This window comes from Streptomyces sp. NPDC087440 (assembly GCF_044744005.1).
GTDB lineage: Bacteria > Actinomycetota > Actinomycetes > Streptomycetales > Streptomycetaceae > Streptomyces.
In genome coordinates, this window is record NZ_JBIUXN010000009.1 from 153,378 (window position 1) to 179,880 (window position 26,503).

At 69.4% G+C, this 26,503-nt stretch carries 20 protein-coding genes and 2 tRNA genes; 9 read left to right on the plus strand and 13 right to left on the minus strand.

The features are described 5' to 3' along the window. Nucleotides 1–7: 7 nt before the first annotated feature. The gene (locus ACIO3O_RS19930; RefSeq protein WP_401747468.1) at nt 8–1,162 is read right to left on the minus strand and encodes a sensor histidine kinase; all 1,155 of its coding nucleotides are present in this window, start codon (nt 1,160–1,162) and stop codon (nt 8–10) included. Nucleotides 1,163–1,305: 143 nt separating this feature from the next. Then, the gene (locus tag ACIO3O_RS19935; RefSeq protein ID WP_401747469.1) at nt 1,306–3,927 is read right to left on the minus strand and encodes a valine--tRNA ligase; all 2,622 of its coding nucleotides are present in this window, start codon (nt 3,925–3,927) and stop codon (nt 1,306–1,308) included. Nucleotides 3,928–4,065: 138 nt separating this feature from the next. On the opposite strand from ACIO3O_RS19935, the gene ACIO3O_RS19940 reads away from it, so the two are divergent. Next, a complete protein-coding gene (locus ACIO3O_RS19940; protein WP_401747472.1) occupies nt 4,066–5,022 on the plus strand; it encodes a hypothetical protein in 957 nt (318 codons plus the stop codon). A 71-nt stretch (nt 5,023–5,093) separates the two neighbouring features. On the opposite strand, the gene clpX is transcribed toward ACIO3O_RS19940, so the two are convergent. The 5 genes from clpX to ACIO3O_RS19965 all read right to left on the minus strand — a co-directional run bounded on the left by clpX (nt 5,094) and on the right by ACIO3O_RS19965 (nt 9,865). Then, nucleotides 5,094–6,389 carry an ATP-dependent Clp protease ATP-binding subunit ClpX gene (gene clpX, locus ACIO3O_RS19945; protein ID WP_345222976.1) on the minus strand — a complete coding sequence of 432 codons (1,296 nt, stop codon included), beginning with the start codon at nt 6,387–6,389 and terminating at the stop codon, nt 5,094–5,096. Nucleotides 6,390–6,557: 168 nt separating this feature from the next. Next, a complete protein-coding gene (locus ACIO3O_RS19950; RefSeq protein ID WP_401747738.1) occupies nt 6,558–7,238 on the minus strand; it encodes an ATP-dependent Clp protease proteolytic subunit in 681 nt (226 codons plus the stop codon). 48 nt (nt 7,239–7,286) lie between these two features. After that, complete coding sequence (locus ACIO3O_RS19955; protein ID WP_401747739.1) at nt 7,287–7,892, minus strand: ATP-dependent Clp protease proteolytic subunit; 606 nt, start codon at nt 7,890–7,892, stop codon at nt 7,287–7,289. Nucleotides 7,893–8,178: 286 nt separating this feature from the next. Next, nucleotides 8,179–9,573, minus strand: coding sequence for a trigger factor (gene tig / locus ACIO3O_RS19960; protein WP_401747476.1), 1,395 nt, complete (start codon nt 9,571–9,573; stop codon nt 8,179–8,181). Nucleotides 9,574–9,788: 215 nt separating this feature from the next. Continuing rightward, nucleotides 9,789–9,865, minus strand: a tRNA-Pro gene (locus ACIO3O_RS19965). Between the two features lie 144 nt (nt 9,866–10,009). On the opposite strand from ACIO3O_RS19965, the gene ACIO3O_RS19970 reads away from it, so the two are divergent. Beyond that, nucleotides 10,010–10,080, plus strand: a tRNA-Gly gene (locus ACIO3O_RS19970). Nucleotides 10,081–10,201: 121 nt separating this feature from the next. Here ACIO3O_RS19970 and ACIO3O_RS19975 read toward each other — a convergent pair. Next, complete coding sequence (locus tag ACIO3O_RS19975) at nt 10,202–10,396, minus strand: hypothetical protein (RefSeq protein ID WP_401747479.1); 195 nt, start codon at nt 10,394–10,396, stop codon at nt 10,202–10,204. Nucleotides 10,397–10,632: 236 nt separating this feature from the next. Here ACIO3O_RS19975 and ACIO3O_RS19980 point away from each other — a divergent pair, with 236 nt between their 5' ends. Continuing rightward, complete coding sequence (locus ACIO3O_RS19980) at nt 10,633–11,787, plus strand: acyltransferase family protein (RefSeq protein WP_401747482.1); 1,155 nt, start codon at nt 10,633–10,635, stop codon at nt 11,785–11,787. 197 nt (nt 11,788–11,984) lie between these two features. Continuing rightward, complete coding sequence (locus ACIO3O_RS19985) at nt 11,985–13,181, plus strand: cation:proton antiporter (protein WP_401747484.1); 1,197 nt, start codon at nt 11,985–11,987, stop codon at nt 13,179–13,181. A gap of 128 nt (nt 13,182–13,309) precedes the next feature. Here ACIO3O_RS19985 and ACIO3O_RS19990 read toward each other — a convergent pair whose 3' ends face one another. Further along, a complete protein-coding gene (locus tag ACIO3O_RS19990; RefSeq protein WP_401747487.1) occupies nt 13,310–14,452 on the minus strand; it encodes a PP2C family protein-serine/threonine phosphatase in 1,143 nt (380 codons plus the stop codon). A gap of 107 nt (nt 14,453–14,559) precedes the next feature. Here ACIO3O_RS19990 and ACIO3O_RS19995 point away from each other — a divergent pair, with 107 nt between their 5' ends. Beyond that, the gene (locus ACIO3O_RS19995) at nt 14,560–15,804 is read left to right on the plus strand and encodes a GNAT family N-acetyltransferase (protein ID WP_401747489.1); all 1,245 of its coding nucleotides are present in this window, start codon (nt 14,560–14,562) and stop codon (nt 15,802–15,804) included. An 84-nt stretch (nt 15,805–15,888) separates the two neighbouring features. Here ACIO3O_RS19995 and ACIO3O_RS20000 read toward each other — a convergent pair whose 3' ends face one another. Further along, nucleotides 15,889–16,713: an Fpg/Nei family DNA glycosylase gene (locus ACIO3O_RS20000; protein WP_401747492.1), complete on the minus strand. Its 825-nt coding sequence runs from the start codon at nt 16,711–16,713 to the stop codon at nt 15,889–15,891. An 81-nt stretch (nt 16,714–16,794) separates the two neighbouring features. Beyond that, nucleotides 16,795–17,283, minus strand: coding sequence for a ribose-5-phosphate isomerase (locus ACIO3O_RS20005; RefSeq protein WP_401747494.1), 489 nt, complete (start codon nt 17,281–17,283; stop codon nt 16,795–16,797). Between the two features lie 242 nt (nt 17,284–17,525). On the opposite strand from ACIO3O_RS20005, the gene ACIO3O_RS20010 reads away from it, so the two are divergent. Continuing rightward, nucleotides 17,526–19,046: an amino acid permease gene (locus ACIO3O_RS20010; RefSeq protein WP_401747497.1), complete on the plus strand. Its 1,521-nt coding sequence runs from the start codon at nt 17,526–17,528 to the stop codon at nt 19,044–19,046. Here ACIO3O_RS20010 and ACIO3O_RS20015 read toward each other — a convergent pair. After that, complete coding sequence (locus ACIO3O_RS20015) at nt 19,010–21,577, minus strand: protein kinase (RefSeq protein WP_401747499.1); 2,568 nt, start codon at nt 21,575–21,577, stop codon at nt 19,010–19,012. The genes ACIO3O_RS20010 and ACIO3O_RS20015 overlap by 37 nt on opposite strands. Before the next feature lie 101 nt (nt 21,578–21,678). Between ACIO3O_RS20015 and ACIO3O_RS20020 the strand changes: the two genes are divergently transcribed. Further along, nucleotides 21,679–22,449: an LPXTG cell wall anchor domain-containing protein gene (locus ACIO3O_RS20020; protein WP_401747501.1), complete on the plus strand. Its 771-nt coding sequence runs from the start codon at nt 21,679–21,681 to the stop codon at nt 22,447–22,449. A gap of 78 nt (nt 22,450–22,527) precedes the next feature. On the opposite strand, the gene ACIO3O_RS20025 is transcribed toward ACIO3O_RS20020, so the two are convergent. Next, nucleotides 22,528–23,112, minus strand: a complete 585-nt coding sequence (locus tag ACIO3O_RS20025; protein WP_401747504.1) for a biotin transporter BioY — start codon at nt 23,110–23,112, stop codon at nt 22,528–22,530. Nucleotides 23,113–23,422: 310 nt separating this feature from the next. On the opposite strand from ACIO3O_RS20025, the gene ACIO3O_RS20030 reads away from it, so the two are divergent. Continuing rightward, nucleotides 23,423–24,835 carry an amino acid permease gene (locus ACIO3O_RS20030; protein ID WP_401747507.1) on the plus strand — a complete coding sequence of 471 codons (1,413 nt, stop codon included), beginning with the start codon at nt 23,423–23,425 and terminating at the stop codon, nt 24,833–24,835. A 130-nt stretch (nt 24,836–24,965) separates the two neighbouring features. After that, entirely contained in the window at nt 24,966–26,387 is a 1,422-nt protein-coding gene (locus tag ACIO3O_RS20035) for an amino acid permease (RefSeq protein WP_401747510.1), read from the plus strand. Nucleotides 26,388–26,503 lie beyond the last annotated feature (116 nt).

A 26,503-nucleotide genomic window follows, 5' to 3' on the forward strand; every position in this document is an offset into this window, starting at 1 on the left:
GAGGGGCTCAGACGCCGGCGGGAAGCGTCGCGACGACGCGGTACTTCCCGTCGTGGTGACCGGCCTCCAGGGTGCCGCCCATGGACTCCACCCGCTCCCCCATCGAGAAGGTGCCGGTGCCCGCGGAGACGGGCTCCTTGGCGGGGACGGCGCTGGGCAGGTCGTTGCACACCTCGATGCGCAGCCGGCCGCCGTCGAGGCAGATGCGTACGCGGACCTCCTGGCCCGGTGCGTGTTTGACGGCGTTGGTCAGGCACTCCTGCACCACCCGGTAGACGGCCGCCTGCCGCAGGGGCGACAGCGCGCCCGCCCGGCCGTCGATGTCGAGGACCACCGGGCTGCCCGCCCGCTCGCCCTCGGAGGCGAGGACGGCGAGAGCGTCGATGCCGGGGGTGGCGTCCTTCTCGCGGGCGCGCTGCACGATGATCTCGTTGAGGATGCGGTGCGCCTTGCGGGCGGTGTCGGAGAGTTCGTCGAAGTCCTTCTGGTGGGCCTCGCCCCGGGCCCGTACGGCCAGCACCTCGGCCCGTACCGCGAGCAGGGTCAGCTCGCGGCCCACGAAGTCGTGCACGTCGCGGGCGACGGAGAGCCGCTCCTGCTGGACCGCCTGCAGCCCGGCCGCGCGTCCCTTCTCGACCTCCAGCTCCCGCACGAGGTCCTGGCGGTTGGCGGCCACGCCGACGCCCGCGGCGAGAACGCCGATGGGCACGATGAGGCTCAGGAACTCCATGAGCGTGTCAGCCTGCTTCTCGGGCCACCTCTGGAGGAGGAAGAGCACGTACGCGAAGACGATGTATCCCAGCGTCGCCAGGACCGCGGCGGCCCGCCCCCGGTAACGGCCGATCTTGTAGAGCGCGAACTGCATCAGCGTGAGCTCGTGAAGCCAGCCCAGCAGGCCGAGCGCGACGACGTACGGGATCCAGGGGAACCGGCGGCGCAGCAGCAGTGAACTCGCGCCGAGCGCGAGGACGGCGGCGGCCGTGAGGCTGTTGAGCGAGTTGTCGGCCTCGGCGAGACCGGGAACGTCCAGCAGCATCAAGGCGAAGCAGATCAGCGGGACGAGCAGGTCGAGGGCGCGTCGTGGCACCGTGTGGCCGTCCAGCAGGCCTCGGCCCGCCGCCCAGGCCCGGTGTACCGGCGAGGCGGCGGGCTTGTCGTGCATACGCTCCATGATGCCTGGGACTTTCGACCTGTTCGACGCCCTTCTGTCCACTTACACGTGATTTGCGGCACTCGTCGGGATGACGTACGCAGGGGCCCCGCACCACGTGGTGCGGGGCCCCTGTCGGGTCGTACGCCGTGCGCCTACTGGGCGGGCAGTGCCTCGATCTGCGCGGTGATGCGCTCGATGTCGGCCTCGGCCTTGCTCAGGCGGCCGCGGATTTTGTCCACGACGTTGTCGGGGGCCTTCGCGAGGAAGGCCTCGTTGCCGAGCTTGGCGTTCGCCTGGACGACCTCCTTCTTGGCGGCCTCCAGGTCCTTGGTGAGGCGCTTGCGCTCGGCGGCGACGTCGATGGTGCCGGAGAGGTCGAGGGCGACCGTGGCACCGGCGACGGGCAGCGAGGCGGTGGCGTGGAAGCCCTCGCCGGGAGCCGTCAGGCGCAGGAGCTGGCGGATGGCGGCCTCGTGCGGGGCGAGCGCCGTACCGGCCAGGGTGAGCTCGGCGGGGACCTTCTGGCCGGGCTGGAGGCCCTGGTCGGAGCGGAAGCGGCGGACCTCGGTGACGACCTGCTGGACGAGCTCGATCTCCTGCTCGGCGCCCTGGTCGCGGAAGCCCGAGTCCTTGGGCCAGTCGGCGACGACGAGGGACTCGCCGCCGGTGAGGGTCGTCCAGAGCGTCTCCGTGACGAACGGGACGACCGGGTGCAGCAGGCGCAGGGTGACGTCCAGGACCTCGCCCAGGACGCGGGCGGAGACCTTCGCCTGCTCGCCCTCGGCGAAGAACGTCGTCTTCGACAGCTCGACGTACCAGTCGAAGACCTCGTCCCACGCGAAGTGGAAGAGGGCGTCGGCCAGCTTGGCGAACTGGTAGTCGTCGTAGAGCGCGTCGACCTGGGCGACGACCGTGTTGAGCCGGGACAGGATCCAGCGGTCGGTGGCGGTCATCTGCTCGGGGGCCGGGAGCTCGCCCTCGACGGTGGCGCCGTTCATCAGCGCGAAGCGGGTCGCGTTCCAGATCTTGTTGGCGAAGTTGCGGGAGCCCTGGACCCAGTCCTCGCCGATCGGGACGTCGACGCCGGGGTTGGCGCCGCGCGCGAGGGTGAAGCGGACGGCGTCGGAGCCGTACTTGTCCATCCAGTCGAGCGGGTTGACGACGTTGCCCTTGGACTTCGACATCTTCTTGCCGGTCTCGTCGCGGACCATGCCGTGGAAGGCGATGGTGCGGAACGGGACGTCGCCCATGGCGTACAGGCCGAACATCATCATCCGGGCGACCCAGAAGAACATCAGGTCGTAGCCGGTGACCAGGACGGAGTTCGGATAGAACTTCTCCAGCGACTCCGTCTGCTCCGGCCAGCCCATCGTCGAGAAGGGCCACAGACCGGAGGAGAACCAGGTGTCGAGGACGTCGGTGTCCTGGTGCCAGCCCTCGCCGGTGGGCGCCTCGTCGTTCGGGCCGACGCAGACCATCTCGCCGTTCGGGCCGTGCCAGACGGGGATGCGGTGGCCCCACCACAGCTGGCGCGAGATGCACCAGTCGTTGAGGTTGTCGACCCAGTCGAAGTAGCGCGGGGTCAGCTCGGCGGGGTGGATGTTGACGCGGCCGTCGCGCACGGCGTCACCGGCGGCCTTGGCGAGTGTCTCGACCTTGACCCACCACTGCATCGACAGACGCGGCTCCAGCGTGGTCTTGCAGCGGGAGCAGTGGCCGACGGAGTGGACGTACGGGCGCTTCTCGGCGACGATCCGGCCGTCCGCGCGCAGGGCGGCGACGATCGCGGAGCGGGCCTCGAAGCGGTCCAGGCCCTGGAAGGGGCCGGGGGTGATGATGATGCCGCGCTCGTCGAGGACCTGGATGGTCTCCAGGTCGTGGCGCTGGCCGATGGCGAAGTCGTTCGGGTCGTGCGCCGGGGTCACCTTGACGGCACCGGTGCCGAACTCCGGGTCGACGTGCGTGTCGGCGACGACGGGGATGCTGCGGTTGGTGAGCGGCAGCTTGATCTGCTTGCCGATGAGACGGGCGTAGCGCTCGTCGTCGGGGTGGACGGCGACGGCGGTGTCGCCGAGCATCGTCTCGGCGCGGGTGGTGGCGACGACGATGGTGTCCTCGCCCTCGCCGTACGTCATGGAGACGAGCTCGCCGTCGTCGTCCTGGTAGTCGACCTCGATGTCGGAGATGGCCGTCAGACAGCGCGGGCACCAGTTGATGATGCGCTCGGCGCGGTAGATCAGGCCGTCGTCGTACATCTTCTTGAAGATGGTCTGGACGGAGATCGACAGACCCTCGTCCATGGTGAAGCGCTCGCGGTCCCAGGCGACGCCGTCGCCGAGGCGGCGCATCTGGCCGGAGATCTGGCCGCCGGACTCTTCCTTCCACTGCCAGACGCGCTCGACGAACGCCTCGCGGCCCAGGTCGTGGCGGGACTTGCCGTCCTTGGCGAGCTCGCGCTCGACGACGTTCTGGGTGGCGATGCCCGCGTGGTCCATGCCCGGCTGCCACAGCGTCTCGAAGCCCTGCATGCGCTTGCGGCGGGTGAGGGCGTCGATCAGCGTGTGCTCGAAGGCGTGGCCCAGGTGCAGGGAGCCGGTGACGTTCGGCGGCGGGATGACGACGGTGTACGCGGGCTTGTCGCTCTTCGCGTCGGCGGTGAAGTAACCGCGTTCTACCCAGCGCTCGTACAGCGGCCCCTCTACGGCGGCCGGCGTGTAGGTCGTCGGCAATTCGGAGGTGGCTGCGGGCTGCGGAGTCTGAGAGTTCTCGGTCACGCCGCCAGTTTAAGGGCCCCGGAGCACCGCTTCGAAACGCGTTTCTTTGGTAACAGTGCGGCCCCCGGAAGCCCTGCTGTCACAGCCGTCCGACAGGATGTTCGGGACGCATCAGCACCTGGAGGGGGAACCCGGCACATGAGCTACAACCAGCCCGGCCCGTACGGCGGCCAGCAGCCGCAGCAGCCGAACCCGTACGGGGCCCAGCCCGGCCCCTACGGCCAGCCGCAGCCGCCGCAGGGCCAGCCTGGTTACGGCTACCCGCAGCAGGCACCGCCCGCGCAGGGGTACGGGTACCCGCAGCAGCAGCCGCAGGCGCCGTACGGTCAGCAGCAGCCCCCGTACGGTCAGCAGCCTCCGTACGGCCAGCCGCAGCAGCCGCAGTACGGGCAGCAGCCCTACCCCGGTGGCCCGGAGCCGAAGAAGAAGAAGACCGGCCTGATCGTGGGGCTGGCGGTGGTGGTGCTGGCAGCAGCCGGCGCGGGGGCGTACTTCTTCCTCGGCGGGAGCGGCCTCGACGACAGCAAGAAATACAAGCTGGCGATGCCCGAGACGGTCGGCGAGTACAAGAAACTCCCGAAGGCGACCGGGGAAGGCGCCCAGGACACCGGCAAGATCGACACCGCGAAGCTCGCCGACCACGGCATCGCCAACGCGAAGGAAGAGGCAGCCGGTTACGGCACCGGCACCGACGTCAAGACGTCCAAGCAGGTGAACGTCTCGGGGGTCTACGGCGACATCAAGGACCCGCAGAAGACGTTGGACGCGGCGTTCGCCGAACAGGACGCGAAGAGCAAGAAGCAGGAGGGCAGCTTCAAGGTCTCCTGGGAGGGCCCGGCCAAGGACATGAAGCCCGCCGGCTTCGAGAACGGGCTCATGCGGTGCCGCGTGATGAAGATGTCCATGCCGGGCCTCCCCGGTTCACCCGCGCAGGAGATGAAGATGCCCTTCTGCATCTGGGTGGACAACAGCACCTTCGGCTACGTGATGGCCAACGACCCCGCCAAGGCCGCCACGGGGCAGTCCTCCACGATGGAGGAGACCGCCGATCTGACGGCCAAGTTCCGCAACGCCGCGCGCGTCGAGATCAAGTAGCGCCGGGCACAGCGCAAGGGGCGTCCGCCGGCCTGGCCGATGGACGCCCCTTGCGCGTAGGAGCGAGGAACTCACGCCGACTTCTCGTGCCGCCCGTCGTTCTTGCCGATGATCCGCGGCTCGCGCGGCACCAGCGTCGGGTTCACGTTGGAGTGGACGACCTCCTCGGTGATGACCACACGGGCGACGTCCTTGCGGGACGGCACCTCGTACATCACCGACTGGAGGACCTCCTCCATGATGGCGCGCAAGCCCCGCGCCCCCGTGCCGCGCAGGATCGCCTGGTCGGCGATGGCCTCCAGGGCCGGAAGGTCGAAGTCCAGCTCCACGCCGTCGAGTTCGAACAGGCGCTGGTACTGCTTCACCAGGGCGTTGCGCGGCTCGATGAGGATCTTCAGGAGTGCTTCGCGGTCCAGGTTGTGCACGGAGGTGATGACGGGGAGGCGGCCGATGAACTCGGGGATCATCCCGAACTTCACCAGGTCCTCCGGCATGATCTCCGAGAACTGGTCGCTGGCCTGGATCTCCCGCTTGGAGCGGATCGTCGCGCCGAAGCCGATGCCCTTGGCACCCGCCCGCGACTCGATGATCTTCTCCAGGCCGGAGAAGGCGCCGCCCACGATGAACAGCACGTTCGTCGTGTCGATCTGGATGAACTCCTGGTGCGGGTGCTTGCGCCCGCCCTGCGGCGGAACCGAGGCCGTCGTGCCTTCGAGGATCTTCAGCAGGGCTTGCTGAACGCCTTCACCCGACACATCGCGGGTGATCGACGGGTTCTCGCTCTTGCGGGCCACCTTGTCGATCTCGTCGATGTAGATGATCCCGGTCTCGGCCTTCTTGACGTCGTAGTCGGCCGCCTGGATCAGCTTCAGGAGGATGTTCTCGACGTCCTCGCCGACGTAACCGGCCTCGGTGAGGGCGGTGGCGTCCGCGATGGCGAACGGGACGTTCAGCATGCGCGCCAGGGTCTGCGCGAGCAGCGTCTTGCCGGAGCCGGTGGGCCCCAGCAGCAGGATGTTGGACTTGGCGAGCTCGATCGCGTCCTCGCGACCCGCGCCGCCGCCGTTCTCACCGGCCTGGACGCGCTTGTAGTGGTTGTAGACCGCCACCGAGAGGGCCTTCTTCGCGGGCTCCTGCCCGACGACGTACCCCTCGAGGAACTCGTAGATCTCGCGAGGCTTGGGAAGTTCCTCCCAGCGGACCTCGCTCGTCTCGGCGAGCTCCTCCTCGATGATCTCGTTGCAGAGATCGATGCACTCGTCGCAGATGTACACACCGGGACCTGCGATGAGCTTCTTCACCTGCTTCTGGCTCTTTCCGCAGAACGAGCACTTGAGCAGGTCTCCGCCGTCACCGATGCGTGCCACGAGGTGAATCCCCTTCGCCTGGGAGTCGCCGGGTGCAGCGACTCCTGGTGCCTCAATCTTCGACGGTACCTTGCCTGACCCCCCGTTCGGGCCCCCCTTGGCACGGTTCACGAGGACGTGCACTGTGCCAAGGGGTGGGCAGGACCCGTTACTTCACGGTAGGGGCTCTCAGGCCGCAGCCGACGCCGTGGTCTTGCGCGTCGAGACGATCTGGTCGACCAGGCCGTACGCGAGGGCGTCCTCGGCCGTGAGGATCTTGTCGCGCTCGATGTCGTCGCGGATCTTGTCGATCGGCGTGGTGGAGTGCTTCGCGAGCAGCTCCTCCAGCTGGGTCCGCATGCGCAGGATCTCGTTGGCCGCGATCTCCAGGTCGGAGAGCTGCTCGCGGCCGGTCTGCGAGGACGGCTGGTGGATCAGCACACGGGCGTTGGGGAGCGCCATGCGCTTGCCCGGGGTGCCGGCGGCGAGCAGGACGGCGGCGGCGGAGGCCGCCTGGCCCATGCAGACCGTCTGGATGTCGGGCTTCACGAACTGCATCGTGTCGTAGATCGCGGTGAGCGCCGTGAAGGAGCCGCCGGGCGAGTTGATGTAGATCGAGATGTCGCGGTCGGGGTCCATCGACTCCAGGCACAGCAGCTGCGCCATGACGTCGTTGGCGGACGCGTCGTCGATCTGCACGCCGAGGAAGATCACGCGCTCCTCGAAGAGCTTCGCGTACGGGTCGTACTCACGGACGCCCTGCGAGGTGCGCTCGACGAAGCGCGGAACGATGTAGCGGTTGTCCACCTGCGGACCCGTGTACAGGCCGTTGGCAGGGGCGGAGAAGTTGCTCATGTGGGTGTTCACCATCCTGGTGGCGTTCATGGGGCGAGGGTACGGAGCAGTGGCAGGAGGGACTCAGGCCCCGGTGCCGCCGCCGCCCGGAACACCCGAAGCAGCGGAGATGATCTCGTCGATGAGGCCGTAGTCCTTGGCCTCTTCGGCCGTGTACCAGCGGTCGCGGTCGCCGTCGCGGATGATCGTCTCGACGGTCTGGCCGGAGTGCCGGGCGGTGATCTCCGCCATGCGCTTCTTGGTGCGCAGGAGGTACTCGGCCTGGATCTTGATGTCCGAGGCCGTACCGCCGATGCCGGCCGAGCCCTGGTGCATCAGGATGTCGGTGTTCGGGAGCGCGAAGCGCTTGCCCGCGGCGCCGCCGGTCAGCAGGAACTGGCCCATGGAGGCCGCCATGCCCATGCCGATCGTCACGACGTCGTTCGGGATGTACTGCATGGTGTCGTAGACGGCCATGCCCGCCGTCACCGAACCGCCCGGGCTGTTGATGTAGAGGTAGATGTCCTTCTCCGGCTCGGCGGCCAGGAGGAGGAGCTGCGCCGTGATCTTGTTGGCGATGTCGTCGTCGACCTGCTGGCCGAGGAAGATGATGCGCTCGCCAAGCAGTCGGCTGTAGACCTGGTCGCCGAGGCCTCCACCGAGGAACTGCTCGCCGGCGGCGTAGGGCATCAGATTCGTCACGTATTCCACCTGCTCGTCTCTGACGGCTCCGGCCGTCTCAGCGTCTTTGTACGGGGGGTCGGGTATCCCACCCAACCCGCCTACTCATGGACCCTAACGCGCAGGTAGGACAACGCCATCCCGCTTCCTGAACTGTTCGCTGGGAGCGCAAGGTGGTGGGTTCAGGTGTACGGGCCCGTGCGAGCGGGCGGGAGTGCACGGGCGGGTACGGCGACGGGCCCGGCCGCAGCGAGTGCGTCCGGGCCCGTCGTCGTGACTCGGGTACTGCTGAGGCCTACTTGGCCTCGGCGGCGTCCTTCACCTCGGTGGCGTCGGCCTCGACGACGGCGTCGGCCGGGGTCTCCTCGGAGACCTCGTCCTCGTCGTCGAGCTCGACGAGCTCACCGTTCGTGTCCTTGACCGTGGCGGCCTCGACGACGACGGCGAGCGCCTTGCCGCGGGCGACCTCGCCGACGAGCATCGGCACCTGGCCGCCTTCGACGACGGCCTGGGCGAACTGGTCGGGGGACATGCCGGAGGACTGCGCGCGACGCATGAGGTGCTCGGTGAGCTCCTCCTGGTTCACGTTCAGCTTCTCCTTGTTGACCAGCTCGTCGAGGATGAACTGGGTCTTGATGCCCTTGATGGCCTGCTCGGAGGTCTCCTTGTCGAACTCCTCCTCGGTCTTGCCCTGGATCTCCAGGTACTTCGCGAGGTCGAGGCCCATCTGACCGAGCTGGTGGTGCTCCAGGTTGTGCTTGCGGGTCTTGACCTCGTCCTCGAGGAGCTTCTCGGGGATCGGGACCTCGACGAGCTCGATGAGCTTGTCGAGCACGCGCTCCTGGGCCTGGGTGGCCTGGTCGTACTGCTTCATGTTCTCGAGGCGCTTGCGGCTGTCGGCGCGCAGCTCCTCCAGGGTGTCGAACTCCGACGCCATCTGGGCGAACTCGTCGTCCAGCTCGGGGAGTTCGCGGGCGGCGACGGCGGTGACCTTCACGGTGACCTCGGCGTCCTTGCCCTCGGCGGAGCCGCCCTTGAGCTGGGAGGTGAAGGTGGCTTCGCCACCGGCCTCCAGGCCCTTCACGGCGTCGTCGATGCCTTCGAGCAGCTCGCCGGAACCGATGGTGTACGAGACACCCTCGGCCACGCCGTCCTCCAGGACCTCGCCGTCGACCTTGGCCTCCAGGTCGATCGTGACGACGTCGCCGTCCTCGGCGGCGCGCTCCACCGGCTTGGTGGTGGCGAAGCGACCACGCAGGTCCTCAACAGCCTTCTCGACGTCCTCGTCGGAGACGGTGACGGCGTCGACCTCGACCTCGATGCCGGAGTAGTCCGGGATCTCGATCGTCGGGCGGATGTCGACCTCGGCGGTGAAGGCCAGCAGTTCGCCGTCCTTCAGCTCCGTGATGTCGACCTCGGGCTGACCCAGCGGGTTCAGCTCACCCTCGTTGACGGCCTCGGTGTAGAACTTCGGGAGGGCGTCGTTGACGGCCTCCTCCAGCACAGCGCCACGGCCGAACCGCTGGTCGATGACTCGGTTCGGGATCTTGCCCTTGCGGAAGCCCTTCACCGTGACCTGCTGGTTGATCTTCTTGTACGCCGCGTCGAGGCTGTCCTTGAGCTCCTCGAAGGGCACCTCAATGCTGAGCCGAACCCGGGTCGGGTTCAGGGTCTCCACGGCGCTCTTCACGGTTCGGTCTCCTTGGTGGCTGACTTCTGGGGGTTCTGCCGAACCGCTTCAGTGGGGCGGTCCTGCTCATCGAGCCCGGTATCAGACACACGGGCACGCAGCTTGCATAGTAACGGCAAGCAGACGTGCTCCCACAATGCGATCTTGTGGGTGGACCTGGGACGGTCCCGATCGGCCCGCGGACGGCCGGAGGACGGCCGGAAGAAGGATCGTGCTGGTCGGGGTGGCCGGATTCGAACCGACGACCTTCCGCTCCCAAAGCGGACGCGCTACCAAGCTGCGCCACACCCCGTCGGTGCGACACGTAGGGTACATGCCTCGCGGCGCTGCATCGGCCGCTTTGCCGGCTCGTGGAGATGGGGTGTGCGTCGATGTGCTGTGACCCGCTACAGTGCTTCCCGTACCCCGGTCGCTGCGGCGTCCGCGAGGTGCGTGTGCGGGCGTAGCTCAATGGTAGAGCCCTAGTCTTCCAAACTAGCTACGCGGGTTCGATTCCCGTCGCCCGCTCTGCAACGGCCTTCGGCCCGGTGAGTTCGCTCGCCGGGCCGAAGGTCTTTTTGTGCGCCTGTTTCCTGCGCCTGTTGTGTGTCTCTTCTCTTTCACCTGCGTCCCAACCGTGCACCGGGACTCAGAAGTTGATGGAGTTGAGGGTGCTGGCTATGGAGTTCAGGAAGCGCTGGATGTCGTCGGCCATGCCGGTGGAGGCCAGGAAGAAGCCGAAAAGTATCGCGACGACAGCGGGTCCCGCCTTGAGCGAGCCGCCTCGTATCAACACCACGAGAACGACTGCCAACAGCAGCACCACTGACAGTGAAATGGCCACAACTGATCACACCCTTGGTCGGTCCGCCTTGCCGGCCCGGGGACACACGGCCCAGTGCTTCCCCCGCTAGGCCATCGTGCCACCAACACCCCATCACTGACTGCCGGGTGACGCACAGTCGGTCGCGGACGATGGCCGGATCACGACGTGATCTTGCCGCAGCAGTGGTGTAGGCGACACACGGGGGTACCGGGCAACGAGTGACGCACGTTCAGGGCGGTACTAGGGTGCCTCAAATGTCTCCGACGCCTCAGACACAGCAGAGGGTCCCCCTTCCGCACCTGCGGGAGCCGGTCCCCGAACTCGTCTCCGCGGGGGGACCTGGGCGCAGACCGGCGGCGAAAACCGCGCCGGAGCGGCCGGACAAGGGGAACAAGGGGCGCGACGCCTTCTTCGACAACGCCAAGTACCTGGCGATCGTGCTGGTCGCGATGGGGCACTCGTGGCCCCTCGTGCTCTCCGGGAGCCGGACCACCGAGGCGCTGTACATGTGGGTGTACGTGTTCCACATGCCGGCGTTCGTCCTGATCTCCGGTTACTTCTCGCGCTCCTTCGACATGAAGCCGCGCAAGCTGATGCGGCTTGTTTCGAGCGTTGTGGTGCCGTACGTGGTCTTCCAGGCGGCGTACGCGGTGTTCTTCGGCGTGATGGAGGGCGAGCGGGCGCCGGTGCGGATGCTGTCGCCGTGGTTCCTGATGTGGTTCCTCATGGCGCTGTTCTTCTGGCGGCTGCTGACACCGCTGTTCATGGCGGTGCGGTGGCCCGTTCCGCTCGCGCTGCTGATCGCGGCGGCGGCCTCTGCGGTGCCGGAGATCGATCAACAGTTGTCGGCGCAGCGGGTGTTGCAGTTCCTGCCGTTCTTCGTGCTGGGGCTGCGGCTGCGTCCCGAGCATTTCCGGCTGGTGCAGCGGTGGACGGTGCGGTGGGCGGCGGTTCCGGTGTGCGCGCTGTCGCTGCTGTTCCTGTACTGGGCCGCGCCGCGCACCCAGTTGGACTGGGTGTACCGCAATCACGGGGCGCAGGAGATGGGCCAGCCGTGGTGGGTGGGGGTGCTGATGACGTTCGCGATGTTCGCGGCGGCGCTGGCGCTGACCGCGTGCTTCCTGGCGTGGGTGCCCCGGTGCCGGATGTGGTTCACGTCGTTGGGCGCGGGGACGATCGGCGGGTATCTGCTGCACGGCTTCGCGATCCGGTACGCGGAGTACGCGGGCTGGGTGCAGACGTATCACCTGGACACACCGGTGGGGCGGGTCGTGGTGACGCTGTGCGCGGTCGCCCTGGTGACGGCGTTGTGCACCCCGGTGGTGCGGCGGGTGCTGAAGCCGGTGACGGAACCGGACCTGGGATGGGCCTTCCGCAAGGAAAGGGAAGCGGAGGCCGGGGCCCGCTGAGCGCGGTTCGCGGTCGGCCGGTGAGTCGGGTCCGGCTGTCGAGGTGGTGCCGGGGGCGGGGGACTACTTGCGATGTAAAACGTTCGGTAAACTAATTACTGACGGTTTATTGACGCGCTCTTGACCTTCACCCCTTTGACGATCCCCGACGCCACAGGAGGAACGGTCCCATCGGACACGCAGACACCCTCATAGCCATGGGCGGCGCCTTTCTCGCCGCCGCTGTTCTCGCCCGGCTCGGCGGCCGGATCGGCCTGCCGACCATCCCCCTGTTCATCCTGGCCGGGATCCTGCTCGGCCCGCACACGCCCGGCTGGGTCCTGCTGAAGGACCCGCACGACCTGGAGATGCTCTCCGCGCTGGGCCTGGTCCTGCTGCTCTTCTACCTCGGCCTCGAATTCCACCTGGACGACCTCAAGGAGGGCGGGCGCAAGATGGCGCTCGCCGGGGCCACCTATCTCGTCCTGAACGTCGGCGCCGGGCTCGGCTTCGGGTTCGCGCTCGGCTGGGGGACCTCGGAGGCCCTCGTCCTCGCCGGTGTGCTCGGCATCTCGTCCTCGGCGATCGTCACCAAGGTGCTGGTGGACCTGGGCCGCATCGGCAACGGGGAGACCAAGCCGATCCTCGGCATCATCGTCGTCGAGGACATCTTCCTCGCGCTGTACCTGGCCGCCCTCCAGCCCATCCTGTCCGGCGCGGACAGCCTCGCGGCGGCGTCGGTCGACGCGGGCAAGGCCTTCGGCTTCCTGCTGCTGCTCGCCCTGGCCGCCCGGTTCGGCACCAAGGTCATCGGCAGGCTGATCGGCACCGAGGACAACGAACTCCTGGTCATCTCCTTCCTCGGTGCGGCCGTGTTCGTGGCGGGCATCTCGGAGTGGTTCGGGGTCGCGGACGCGATCGGTGCGTTCATGGTCGGCCTGATGCTCGGCAGCACCTCGTCCGGGACGCGGATCATGAAGCTGGTGCATCCGCTGCGGGACGCGTTCGGCGCGATCTTCTTCTTCGCGTTCGGGCTGTCCATCGACCCGGGCGACCTGCCCGTCGTACTGTGGCCGGTGCTGGCCGCCGTCGCGGTCACCCTGCTGATGAACGTGGTCGCGGGGGTGAGCGCCGCGAAGATCTACGGTTTCGGGGCGCGGCCCGCAGCGAACATCTCCACCACGCTGCTCGCCCGGGGCGAGTTCGCGCTGATCCTCGCCACCATGGCGGCGGGCGCCGGTCTGGACGAGCGGCTGTCGCCGTTCATCGCCGGGTACGTGCTGCTGCTCGCCGTGCTGGGGCCGCTGGCCGCGGGGCAGTCGCACTGGCTGGCGAAGATCCTGCCGGGCAAGGACAGGGACGTACCGGCGGCGGATGTCGTATCGCTGGAGAAGGAACCTTCGGCGGCACGGTGAGCACGTGTGCCGTGACCGTGCCCGCGAGCGCCTCTATGAGGTGCGCGCGGGCACGGTCGCGTCGGGTGCTGTCGCAGTGTTCCCTCGCACCGGCGCCGGTGCGCCCGTTCCTGTCACCGGTACCGGTGTCAGTCGCGGCACAGGAGCAGGAGCGCGCGGTCGTCGTTGACGTCCTTGGCGACGGCTTCGATGAGGTGCCAGGCGGCGCCCTCGAAGCCCGCCGAGACGTAGCGGTCGGCCTCGCCGGTGAGGCGGTCGACGCCCTCGCTGATGTCGCGGCCCGGGGCCTCCACCAGGCCGTCCGTGAAGAGCATCAGGACGTCGCCGGGTGCCAGGACGCCCTTGCCGGGGTCGAACTCGGCGCCGTCGTACACCCCGAGGAGGGGGCCCTCGCCGGACTTCTCCTCCCAGCGGCCGCTGCCCGCGTGGAGCTGCAGGGCGGGGAGGTGTCCGGCGGAGAGGAGTTCGTACTCCCCCGTCTCCAGGTCGAGCACCAGGTGGATGGAGGTGGCGAAGCCCTCGTCCCAGTTCTGGCGCAGGAGGTACCCGTTGGCGGCGGGCAGGAAGTCGTGCGGCGGCAGCGAGCCGAGGAGGCCGCCGAAGGCACCGGAGAGCAGCAGGGCGCGGGAGCCCGCGTCCATGCCCTTGCCGGAGACGTCGGTGAGGACGACTTCCAGGGTGCGGCCGCCGTTGGTGCGCGCGGCGACGACGAAGTCGCCGGAGAAGGACTGGCCGCCGGCCGGGCGCAGGGCCATCTCCCGGTGCCAGCCCTTGGGCAGTTGCGGCAGGGCGCTCTGCACCCGGATGCGTTCGCGCAGGTCGAAGAGCATGGTGCCGCCGCGTCTCCAGGGCACGCCGACGCGCGCCCGGAACTGGGCGACGACGAGGCCGAAGAAGCCGCACGCGGCGACGGTGAGGACGGTGCCGGGAGTGACGCGCGCCGGGCCCTGTGTGTAGGGGCCGAGGACCACCGACTCGACGATCAGCGCGGTGGCGGCGGCCGCGTACAGCCCCAGCAGGCTGGCGGGGCGCAGCAGCAGGCCGCCCGCCACGATCGGCAGGACGAGCATGGACGGCGCGCACCACACCGGCATCACGATCGTGCCGAAGGCGATCGCCGGGACGGTGAGCAGGAGGGCGGCCAGCGCGATCCAGTCGGAGCCGTCGCCGCGGAAGTAGTCGACGCCGGAGCGGCGCAGCCCGTTGCGGACCCGGTGTGCGGACTTCCGCCACCGGGCCGTGTACGAATCGACTCTCCGTGCCGCGCCCATTGTCGTGGACCCTATCCACCCTCACGGCTGCTCCGCAGGGGGACCCCCATGACATTGCGTTCGAAATGAGTGGCTTGTCATGACCGGCCGCTGATAGGCATGGGCATATGACTACGGAACTGCGGGTGCTGACTCCGGCCGAGTGGGACCCCTTCTACACGTCCCTGGAACGGGCCTTCGGCGTCGCGCAGTCGCCGGAGGAGCGGCAGCTCTACCGCGACCTGACCGAGTTCGACCGCACGCTCGGCGTCTGGGAGGGCGAGAGCTGCGTCGCGACCGCGGGTTCCTTCAGCTTCCGGATGACGGTGCCCGGCGGGGCGTCGCTGCCGGTCGCGGCCGTGACCATGGTGAGCGTGGCCGCCACGCACCGGCGGCGCGGGGTGCTCACCTCGATGATGCGCCACCAGCTCGACGACGTCCGGGCGCGCGGCGAGGCCGTCGCCGTGCTCGTCGCGTCGGAGCCGATGATCTACGGCCGGTTCGGGTACGGCGTGGGCACGTTCGAGATGCGGGCCGAGATCGACACCGCGCGGGTGCGGATCGCCGTGCCGGAGGGTACCGACGACGTACGGCTGCGGTATGCGCAGGTGACCGATCCCGACGTCCACCGCACGTGCGAGGAGATCTACGCACGGGCAGTACCGGGGCGTCCCGGGATGATGGCGCGGCAGCCCGGCTGGGACCGGTTGCCGGTGCTGGACCCGGAGAAGGACCGGGAGGGCGCGACGGCGCTCCAGTGCGTCCTGGCCGAGGCCGCCGACGGCACGGTGCTGGGCTTCGCCCGGTTCCGGATGAAGCCGCAGTGGAGTGCGGCGGGCGCCGACGGGGTGGTGTTCCTGGAGGACCTGGAGGCGGTCGGGCCGCGGGCTCCGCAGGTGGCGGCCGCGCTGTGGCGGTTCCTGTTCGACCTGGACCTCACGTCGAAGCTGGTCGCCCTGAACCGTCCGTCGGACGACACCTGGGTGCACCTGGTGTCCGACCTGCGGCGCAGTTCGCTGGTGCTGCGTGACGCGCTGCACGTGCGGCTGGTGGACGTCGGGGCGGCGCTGGAGGCACGGACGTACCGGACGCCGGTGGATGTGGTGTTCGAGGTCGAGGACGCCTTCTGCCCGTGGAACGAGGGGCGGTGGCGGCTGACCGGGGACGCGAAGGGCGCGGTGTGCGTGCGCACCGCGGACCCGGCGGATGTCGCCCTGTCGGTACGGGAGTTGGGTGCGGCCTATCTCGGCGGGTTCTCGCTGGCGGCGCTGGCGGCGGCGGGGCGGGTGCGGGAGCTGCGCGAGGGGGCGGTGGCGCAGGCCGCGGCGGCGTTCGGGTCGGATGTGGCGCCGTGGCTGCCGCACGGGTTCTGAGCACCGGTGCCGGTGGGTGGGTGCTTCTGAGCACCGGTGCCGGTGGGCTTGTGGACACCACTGCCGGTGGGCCGTTTTGACCTTTCAGGCCGGTTGGCAGGTGGGGCACCAGAAGAGGTTGCGGGCGGCGAGGTCGGCGGTGCGGATCTCGCTGCCGCACAGGTGGCAGGGCATGGTGGCGCGCCGGTAGACGTACACCTCACCGCCGTGGTCGTCCTTGCGGGGCGGGCGGCCCATCGCCTCGGGGGTGTGTTCGGGGCGCACGGTGTCGATGCGGTTGAGGCGTACGCCTTCGCGCATGAGGTCCACGAGGTCCTGCCAGATGGCGTCCCACTGGGCGTCCGTGATCGCCGTGCCCGGGGTGTACGGGTCGATGCCGTGCCGGAAGAGGACTTCGGCGCGGTAGACGTTGCCGACGCCGGCGACGACCTTCTGGTCCATGAGGAGGGCCGCGACCGTGGTGCGGGAGGCGCGGACGCGGGCGCGGGCCCGGTCGGGGTCGGCGTCCTCGCGCAGGGGGTCGGGGCCGAGGCGGGCGTGTATCGCCTGCTTCTCGGCGTCCGTGATCAGGGTGCAGGTGGTGGGGCCGCGCAGGTCGGCGTGCGCCGCGCCGTCGGGGGTGGCCAGGCGCAGGCGGACGGTGTCCGTCTTGGCGGGGCCCGCGGGGGGCGAGTCCTCGAAGTTGACCTTGCCGAAGAGGCCCAGGTGGATGTGGACCCAGCCGAGGGGGCCGAAGCCGAGGAAGAGGTGCTTGCCGTGGGCCTCGGTGGTGTGCAGGCGGTGGCCGTCGAGGAGGGCGGCGGAGTCGGCGAACTTGGCCTGCGGGCTGGTGACGCGCAGGCGGGGGTGCGGGCTGAAGCGGGTGGCGTACTCGTGCGCGAGGCGGTGGATGGTGTGGCCTTCGGGCACGGGTCTACTCCGGTCGGGGACGGCGAGGGGTGGTGAAGGGGGCGGGAGCTGTCGCGGTCACCGCCCCCTCACCGGGGGAGGTCAGCCCTGCTGGGGGTGGTGGGCGGGGATCTCCGGGAGGACGCCCGTGGTCTCGTACGCGGAGAGCATTTCGATGCGCCGGGTGTGGCGGGCCTCGTTCGAGTACGGGGTGGAGAGGAAGATCTCCACGAACTTCGTGGCCTCGGCCTCGGTGTGCATGCGGCCGCCGATGGAGATGACGTTCGCGTTGTTGTGCTCGCGGCCGAGCGCGGCCGTCTGCTCGCTCCAGGCGAGGGCCGCCCGTACACCCTTGACCTTGTTGGCGGCGATCTGCTCCCCGTTGCCGGAGCCGCCGATCACGATGCCGAGGGAGTCGGGGTCCGCGGCCGTCTTCTCGGCGGCGCGCAGGCAGAACGGCGGGTAGTCGTCCTGGGCGTCGTAGATGTGGGGACCACAGTCGACGGGCTCGTGGCCGTGGGCCGTGAGCCACTCGACGAGGTGGTTCTTGAGTTCGTATCCGGCATGGTCGGAACCGAGGTACACGCGCATGGGACGAGTGTGGCATGCGCCGCGCGGGGTAGGGCGCATCGGGGTAAGGACCTTGGTCCCTCGTTATTCGGGACGTACAGACGTACATCCAGGGCTTTTGTCCGTACAACAATCCGGAATCAGGTCTTCCGGATCGCTTCGGGCTCGGCTTGAATGCGGGGGCTCGGCAGACCGACCGTCTGCGCCGAGTGTCATGACCCAGCGGCCCGACGACGTGCCCGAAGAACGAATGAGGTTTGTGCATGAGTGCGCACCCGACCCCGACGAAGAAGCAGGACAGAGGGCCCGGCGACCCCGGTGTGCCCGGTTCTGGCTCCGGCACCGGTGACAGCGGCGGCCTCCAGGCCGGTCTCAAGAACCGTCACCTGTCCATGATCGCGATCGGCGGTGTCATCGGCGCCGGGCTGTTCGTCGGCTCCGGTGCGGGCATCGCCGCGGCGGGCCCGGCGATCCTCCTGTCGTACGCCCTGGTGGGCGCGATGGTGGTGTTCGTGATGCGGATGCTCGGTGAGATGGCCGCCGCACGGCCCTCGTCCGGGTCGTTCTCCGCGTACGCCGACCAGGCGCTCGGCCGGTGGGCCGGGTTCTCGATCGGCTGGCTCTACTGGTTCTTCTGGGTCGTGGTGCTCGCCGTCGAGGCGACCGCCGGGGCGAAGATCCTGGAGGGCTGGATTCCGGCGATACCGCAGTGGGGCTGGGCCCTGATCGTCATGCTGGTGCTGACGGCCACCAACCTCGCTTCGGTGTCGTCGTACGGCGAGTTCGAGTTCTGGTTCGCGGGCATCAAGGTCGTCGCGATCGGGGCGTTCGTCGTCATCGGGCTGCTGGCCGTCTTCGGCATCCTGCCGGGCTCGGACAACCCGGGGGCGGGATTCGCGCACCTCACCGACACCGGAGGCTTCTTCCCCAAGGGGTACGGGGCGGTCCTGACCGGTGTCCTGATGGTCGTGTTCTCCTTCATGGGCTCCGAGATCGTCACGCTGGCCGCCGGTGAGTCCGAGGACCCGCAGCGTGCCGTCACCAAGGCCACCAACAGCGTCATCTGGCGCATCGGCATCTTCTACCTCGGCTCGATCTTCGTCGTGCTGACGCTGCTGCCGTGGAACGACAAGGCGCTGGTCGCCGAGGGCGGTTCCTACGTCGCCGCGCTGAACTCCATCGGCATCCCGCACGCCGGACAGATCATGAACGTGATCGTCCTGACGGCGGTCCTGTCCTGCCTGAACTCCGGTCTCTACACCGCCTCCCGGATGGCCTTCTCGCTCGGCCAGCGCGGGGACGCCCCGAAGGCCTTCACCCGGGTGAACAAGCGCGGTGTGCCGCAGGTCGCGATCCTGTCGTCGGTCGTCTTCGGCTTCGTCGCGGTCTTCTTCAACTACATGTGGCCGGACACGGTCTTCCAGTTCCTGCTGAACTCCTCGGGTGCGGTCGCGCTCTTCGTGTGGCTGGTCATCTGTTTCACGCAGCTGCGGATGCGCGGCATGATCCTGCGCGAGGACCCGTCCAAGCTGGTCGTGAAGATGTGGCTGTTCCCGTACCTGACGTGGGCGACGATCGCGATGATCTCCTTCGTGCTCGTCTACATGCTCACCGACGACGCGGGCCGCACACAGGTGCTCCTGTCGCTGTTGGTCGCGGTGCTGGTGGTGGGCTTCGCGCTGGGGCGTGAGGTCGTGCAGAAGCGCAACGGCACCCTTCCGCCGGCCGCTCAGAGCGGCGGCTCGCATCAGAGCGGCTCGAAGGAGTCGGCGACCCGCTCGTAGTTCTTGAACGCTTCGACGCGGGCGGGCTTTTCGAACCAGACGTTGATCTGGTACGACTTCCCGCCCGCGTTGAAGCCGATCTGACGGCCCTGGCGCGGCGTGCCGCCCTCGGCGTAGGTGTACTCCCAGATGACGGCGGGGCGCCCCTGGAACGTCGTCCGCTCCAGCCGGATCTTCTGGTAGTCCTGCACGTCGTGCGACTCCTCCTCGAACTTCTGCCACTGCGTCAGCAGGTCCTCCCCCTGCGCCAGCGTGTACGCGGCGGCGATCTCCTGGGTGCCGTCCGGGGAGTGGTAGTGCACGTTGGCCGGGTTCTTGGCGCTGCGGGTCCAGCCTGAGGGCGGCACCCAGGAGAATCCGGTCTCGTTACGGGCCCCGGGCCGGTCGGCGCCGGTGGGGGGACGTGCGGTCCCGGCGACGGTGGGCTTCTGGCTCGTGCCCGTGCTCGGGGCGGCGGCCTTGTCCGCGGGGCTCCCCCCGCCCTGCGTCAGTACCAGTGTCACGGCGATGCCCAGGGCCACCACGACGCCCAGCCCGGCGGCGAGCAGGGAACGGGCCCGCCGTGGCGGCCGGGGCGCCGGGGTGGCCGTGGGCGTGAGGACGACCGGCTCCTCCGCGGTGGGCTCCGGGGCCGGTGTCGGGGTGGGTGTGCGCGTCTGCGTGTGCTGGGTGGGGTCCGGTGTCGGGGTGGGGGCCGGTGCGGCTTGCGTGGGTTCCGGGGCCGGTGTGGCCGGGGGTTCCTCGGTCGTGGTGTCCGGGACGACCTGGGTGGGCTCCCGGGGCGGGGCCGAGGCGTCCGGGGACGGGGTGGGGGTTTCCTCGGCGGGGGTGCTGGCGAGGGGCGGCGGCTCGGTCGCCGGACGTTCGGGGGCGTCGACCGGGGGCATGGAGTCCTCGGCCAGGGGCGTGGTCGCCGCGGCCGGAACGTCGGGGGCGGCCGGGGCGGGCGCCGCGGGCACGGCGTCCACCGGCACCGGAGGGTGTCCTGCGGCCACCGTGCCGGCGGGAGTCGCCGTGCGGCCCCGAAGGCCCGGGCGGCGCAGACGTACGCCTCGTCCCTTGCCCGGCCCGCCCGTGTCCGGGGGCGGTGCTTGCCGGGGTGCCCGCAGGTCGGCGGTCTCGGAGCGGCGGCGGGGTGCATCCGGGGGTGGTGCCTGTTCGGGGGCGGGGTCGGGGTCGGGGTCGGGGTCGGGGTCACTGTCGGGCTCAGGATCGGGTGCAGAAACGTGCTCCGGGGCTGGTGCTGGTTTTGGCTCCCGCTCCTGTGCGGGCGTCTGCTCCGGCACCGGCGCGAGCGTCCCCTGCTCCGGTGCAGGCGTTTCCGCCTCCGGCACCGGTACAGGTGTCTCGCCCTCCGGTTCCGGTGCGGGTGACTCTTCCGGTGGCTTCGGTTCGCGTACGGGAACGGGCGGCGGCAGGGACGGGTTCGGGTCGACGCGGGTCGGCTCGTGGCTCGGCGGCGTGGGGGTGGGGACTGTGGGGGCCGAGGAGGGGTCCGCCGTCCGGGCGGAGGCGTCCGGCTCGGGGGTGGCGGGCTCAGGTGCCTCGGCGACGGAGGCGGCAGGCTCCTCGGCGGGCGGGGCGGGTTCCTCCTGCCGCGGCTCCACCACCGGCAAAACCGGGCCGCGTTCGACCAGCGTCGGAGTGCGCGGCGGAAGCAGGACCGCGGTCAGGGCGTCGTGCAGGGCCTCGACCGTGGGGCGGGCCTCGGGCTCCTTGGCCAGGAGGGCGGCCAGGATCGGGGCCAGCTCACCCGCCTCGGCCGGAAGTTCGGGCTCCTCGTACAGGACCGCGTGGAGGGTGGCCATCGTGGTGGGGCGGGTGAAGGGCGAGGTGCCCGCGACCGCCGCGCACAGGGTCGCCCCCAGGGACCACAGGTCGGAGGGGGCGCCCTGCGGGCGGCCGCCGACCCGCTCGGGGGCCATGTAGTCCGGGGAGCCGACCAGCATGCCGACGATGGTGAGCGCGGTGGTGTTCTGGATGGCGGCGATACCGAAGTCGGTGAGGACGACACGGTCGTTGCCCCGGCCGAGCAGCACGTTGCCGGGCTTGATGTCACGGTGCAGGACCCCGCGCGCGTGCACCTCGCGCAGGGCCGCCGTCACGCCCAGGCCGATTCGGGCCGCCTCGCGCGGCGACACCGGCCCGTCCTCCACGAGGAGTTGCTCCAGGGAACGCGAATCGACCAGTTCCATCACGATCCACAGGCGTTCGCCCTCGTCGGCGACGTCGTACACCCGAACGACATTCGGGTGGTCTATACGTGCTGTGGCCCGCGCTTCCCGCAAAGTCCTTTCCCGGCGAATTCGGGTGTCCTCTGCATCCAATCCGTCCATGCGCATTTCTTTTACGGCGACAGCACGGTCCAAGATCTCGTCATCAGCACGCCACACGCGCCCCATGCCGCCCTGGCCTATCGTCTGCCCCAACCGGTAACGACCGGCGATCAATAACCCCTGCATCCCGCCACTCGTATATCCCGGCATTCCCGTCCCCCTCCTCAGCGCCTGCTGCGACCAGGACAGAAGCATTAACTTCCCACCATTGCATCACAGTTGGACGCAATCTTGTGGTACTCCTGCATGTACGACTGACGCTTCGCCTGGCGCTGTCAGAATAAGGGGGCTGGGAAATGCTCGAAAAGATCGGGAAAGAGATCACCGGCAAGCGTGCCGGATCTTGCCTCGCGGTCGCGGCCGCGGCCGTTCTGGTTTTGCCGTCCGCGGCCTTCGCCGCCGATCCGACGCCCGGCAGCGACAAGGGCGGAACTCCCGGCCCCAGCGCTCCCGCAGACGTGAAGATCTCCACCGAACTCCCCGAAAAGATTTCGGTCGACAACAAAAGCGGAAAGACAAAAATCACCGCGACCGTGGCGAACAAGGGCAGCAAGGCGACCGGTCAGATCACGATGGCCGTCGTCGGCTTCGACGGCCTGAAGGTCGACGCCGTGCCCGGCTGCGTGCAGATCCCGGAGGGCAAGCTGCCCAAGGGCTCCAACAGCGGGTTCGCCTGCATCGTCGCCGACCTCGCGGCGGGCGCGTCGAAGTCGTACGCCGTGGACGCGACGTACGACCTGAAGAAGCAGGGCAAGATCTGCCTGCCGGTGACCGAGGGCACCAGCGAGAAGCTGCTGTGGCAGCAGGGCCCGGTGGACTTCGGTACGTCGAAGCCGACCCCCAACGCCCCCGACACCCCGCTGCTGCTCGGCACGGCGAACGTGCCGTTCGGTCCGGACGCACCGGCGCCGGTGTCATCTTCGCCCGGCACGAGCAAGCCGGGCGGGCTGCCGAAAACCGGCGCCGACGCCGGTGCACTGCCGCTCGGCATCGCGGGCGCCCTCCTGCTCGCCGCCGGTGGCGTCGGGTTCTGGTGGTCGCGCCGGGACCGGGTCACCCAGCACTGAGCGCCGTCCAAGTACGAGAAGGGGGCTCCCGGCCGATGCCGGGAGCCCCCTTCTCGTACAAGCGAACAGCGAAAAACCTCAGCCCTTGCGGCCGGCCAGCTTCCACGCGGTGGGCAGGGCGCCCATCGCCAGCGCCGCCTTCAGGGCGTCACCGATGAGGAAGGGGACGACGCCCGCGGCGAGGGCCGCGGAGAGGTTCATGCCGGTGGCGGCCATCAGGTACGGGACGCCGACGGCGTAGATGATCGCCGAGCCGACGACCATGGTGCCCGCCGTGCGCAGCACCGAGCGGTCTCCGCCGCGCCGCGCCAGGGCACCGACCGCGGTGGCCGCGAGCAGCATGCCGATGACGTAACCGAAGGACGCGCCGCCCGGGCCCGAGGTGCCGCTCTGGAACACCGGCGCACCGGCCATGCCCACCAGCGCGTACAGCGCGAGGGAGAGGAAGCCGCGACGGGCGCCGAAGGCGGTGCCGACGAGGAGGGCTGCGAAGGTCTGGCCGGTGACCGGGACCGGGGAGCCCGGGACCGGGATCGCTATCTGGGCAGCGATGCCGGTGAGCGCCGCGCCGCCGACGACGAGGGCGATGTCTCGTACGCGGGTGGCCGGAAGCAGGTCGGCAAGGACCGCGCCGGGGCGGGTGGTTACGGCAGCAGTGCTCATCGGGACTCCGCGGTGAAGAGGGGGGCAGTCAGGGACATGGCGACGTTAACCCGGGGGCCGTCGCCCGATCACCCTAGAGCGCCGACAAAGCCGGGAACAGAGGCTTGGTGGACTTCACACAAAGGGTCGGAGGTCAGACGGGCGGGGCGTGATCCGCGTCACTGGCGGCGAAGGCAGATTGGTCCCTTTTGCGCGGTGGGGGCGGGTGAGGGGACACTGTGGGGTCCCGCCAAATCACGCGACCGTCCCGCCACCCCCGCCCCGCGGCCGTCCGAGCCCCGCTCGACGGCCCTTCGAGAGCACGAGCGCCATGCACGACCAGGCCGTACAGCAGCCGCAGCAGCCGCAGGATCCGCAGAACCCGAAGGAAGCCAAGGAGCCCCTGTCCGCAGGGCTGAAACAGCGCCACCTGACGATGCTCGGCCTCGGCGGGGTGATCGGCGCGGGGCTCTTCGTGGGCTCGGGCGCGGGCATCGCGGTCGCCGGTCCCGGCATCGTGCTCTCGTACCTGATCGCGGGCGCCATCGCGATGCTCGTGATGCGGATGCTCGGGGAGTTGTCGGCGGCGATGCCAGCGTCGGGTTCGTTCTCGGTGCACGCGGAGCGGGCGCTGGGGCGGTGGGCCGGGTTCAGTGTGGGGTGGCTGTACTGGTTCCTGCTGGTCGTGGTCCTGGCGGTGGAGGCCACCGGTGCGGCGAAGATCGCGAACGGGTGGGCGCCGGGGGTGCCGCAGTGGGCCTGGGTGCTGATCTTCATGGTGGTCTTCACGGTCGCCAACCTGGCCGCGGTGAAGAACTTCGGCGAATTCGAGTTCTGGTTCGCGGCGCTCAAGGTCGGCGCGATCGTGCTGTTCCTGGTGCTGGGCGCGCTGGCGATCTTCGGGGTGCTCCCGGACACCGACCCGGTCGGCATGGCGAACCTGACCGGTGACGGCGGCTTCTTCCCGAACGGCGCCTCCGGGGTGATCTCGGGCGTCCTCGCGGTCGTCTTCGCGTTCGGCGGCCTGGAGGTCGTGACGATCGCCGCCGCGGAGACGGACGACCCGGCCCGCGCGGTCGGGCGTGCCGTGCGCAGCGCGGTGTTCCGCATCCTGTTCTTCTACGTGGGTTCGATGCTGGTCATCGTGACGCTGCTGCCGTGGGACTCGATGACGCCGGGCCTGAGTCCGTACGTCGCCGTGCTCGACCGGATCGGAATTCCGGCGGCCGGGACGATCATGAACATCGTGGTGTTCGTGGCGCTGCTCTCGGCGCTCAACGCCAACCTGTACGGCTCCTCGCGCATGGTCTTCTCGCTGGCCGAGCGCGGCGAGGCGCCCCGTGGGCTGCTGAGGACGTCGCCGGGCGGGGTGCCGCGGCGGGCGGTGCTGGCGTCGGTCGCGTTCGGGTTCGTGTCGGTCGTGCTCAATCTGCTGTGGCCGGACACCGTCTTCCTGTACATGCTCAACGCGGTCGGCGCGGTGCTGCTCTTCGTGTGGGGGCTGATCGCGGTCTCGCAGCTGAAGCTGCGCCGTCGTATCGAGCGGGAGATGCCGGAACGGCTCACGCTGAAGATGTGGGCGTTCCCGTACCTGACGTGGGCGGCGCTGGCCGCGATGGCCGTCGTCCTGGTGCTGATGCTGCTGGACGCCTCCGCCCGGCCGCAGTTGCTGTGGTCGGCGGGTGCGACGGGGCTGGTGCTGCTTGTTTCACTGGTGCGGGAGTTGCGTGCGAGGCGTGCCTAAATTTTCACGGTGTGTGAGCGTGGTGTCCGTATAGCGGTCGACGGTTCCCTCTGAGCGGTGCCGTGCCGAGACTGATGGCCACTCTCAGCTCGCTCCCCCACCGTCTCAGCTAGTGAAACAGGGCACGCTCATGTCTCGGACCTCCGCGCCCCCGCCGCCGCCTTCACAGACGCCCGACGCACCGGACGCCGCCGACGCCTCGCTCGGCCACGGCCTCAAGCAGCGCCACCTTTCCATGATCGCCCTCGGTGGGGTGATCGGTGCCGGGCTCTTCGTGGGGTCGGGCGCGGGCATCGCCGCGGCGGGCCCCTCCATCGTCATCGCGTACGCGATATCCGGCCTGCTCGTCATGCTGGTGATGCGGATGCTGGGCGAGATGTCGGCGGCGAACCCGAGCTCGGGCTCGTTCTCCGCGCACGCCGAGCGGGCGATCGGTCCGTGGGCGGGCTTCACGGCGGGCTGGGCGTTCTGGTTCCTGCTGTGCGTGGCGGTCGGCCTGGAGGGCATCGGCGCGGCGTCGATCATGCAGGGCTGGTTCCCGGGGTCACCGCAGTGGGCCTGGGTGGCGCTGTTCATGGTGATCTTCCTGGCCACCAACCTGGCGGCGGTGAAGAACTTCGGCGAGTTCGAGTTCTGGTTCGCGGCACTCAAGGTCGGCGCGATCTCGCTGTTCCTGATCATCGGCCTGCTGGCCATCTTCGGTGTGCTGCCCGGCAGTGACACCCCCGCCCCCGGTCTCACCCACCTCACCGGTGAGGGCGGCTTCTTCCCCAACGGCAGCGAGGGCCTGATCATCGGCCTGCTGGCCTCGGTCTTCGCGTACGGCGGCCTGGAGACGGTGACGATCGCCGCGGCCGAGTCCGAGCACCCGGTGCAGGGCGTCGCCAAGGCGGTGCGCACCGCGATGTGGCGCATCGCGATCTTCTACATCGGCTCGATGGCGGTCGTGGTCACGCTGGTGCCGTGGGACGACCCGAAGGTCGCCAAGGTCGGTCCGTACGTCGCGACCCTCGACCACCTGGGCATCCCGGCGGCCGGCCAGATCATGAACGTGATCGTCCTGGCGGCCCTGCTCTCCGCGATGAACGCGAACATCTACGGCTCCTCCCGCATGGCGTACTCGCTGGTCCAGCGCGGTCAGGGCCCGGCCTTCCTCGGCAAGCTGTCCGGCGGGGTGCCGCGCATCGCGGTGCTGTGCTCGTCGGTGTTCGGCTTCGTGTGCGTGGCGCTGAGCTGGGTCAGCCCGGACAAGGTCTTCCCGTGGCTGCTGAACATGATCGGCGCGCTGATCCTGGTCGTCTGGATCTTCATCGCGGTCTCCCAGCTGATCCTGCGCCGCCGCACCGAGCGGGAGACGCCGGAGAAGCTGGTGGTGCGGATGTGGCTGTTCCCGGGGCTGACCTGGGTGGCGCTGGCGGGCATGGCGGTCATCTTCGTCCTGATGCTGCGCCAGCCCGACACCCGTCTCCAGCTCGCCGGAACGGGCGGTCTGACGGTGTTCCTGATCATCGTCGGCCTCGTCCGCCAGAAGCTGGCGCAGGCCCGTAACTAGGCCTCCGCAACCCCCTCTTCAGCCCTAGGTCCGCATGCTCTCGGCATGCGGACCTAGGGCTTTTTACTGAGGCATACCTAAGCTGCTCAGTCAAATAAGTGCTGGTAGCGTGCAGA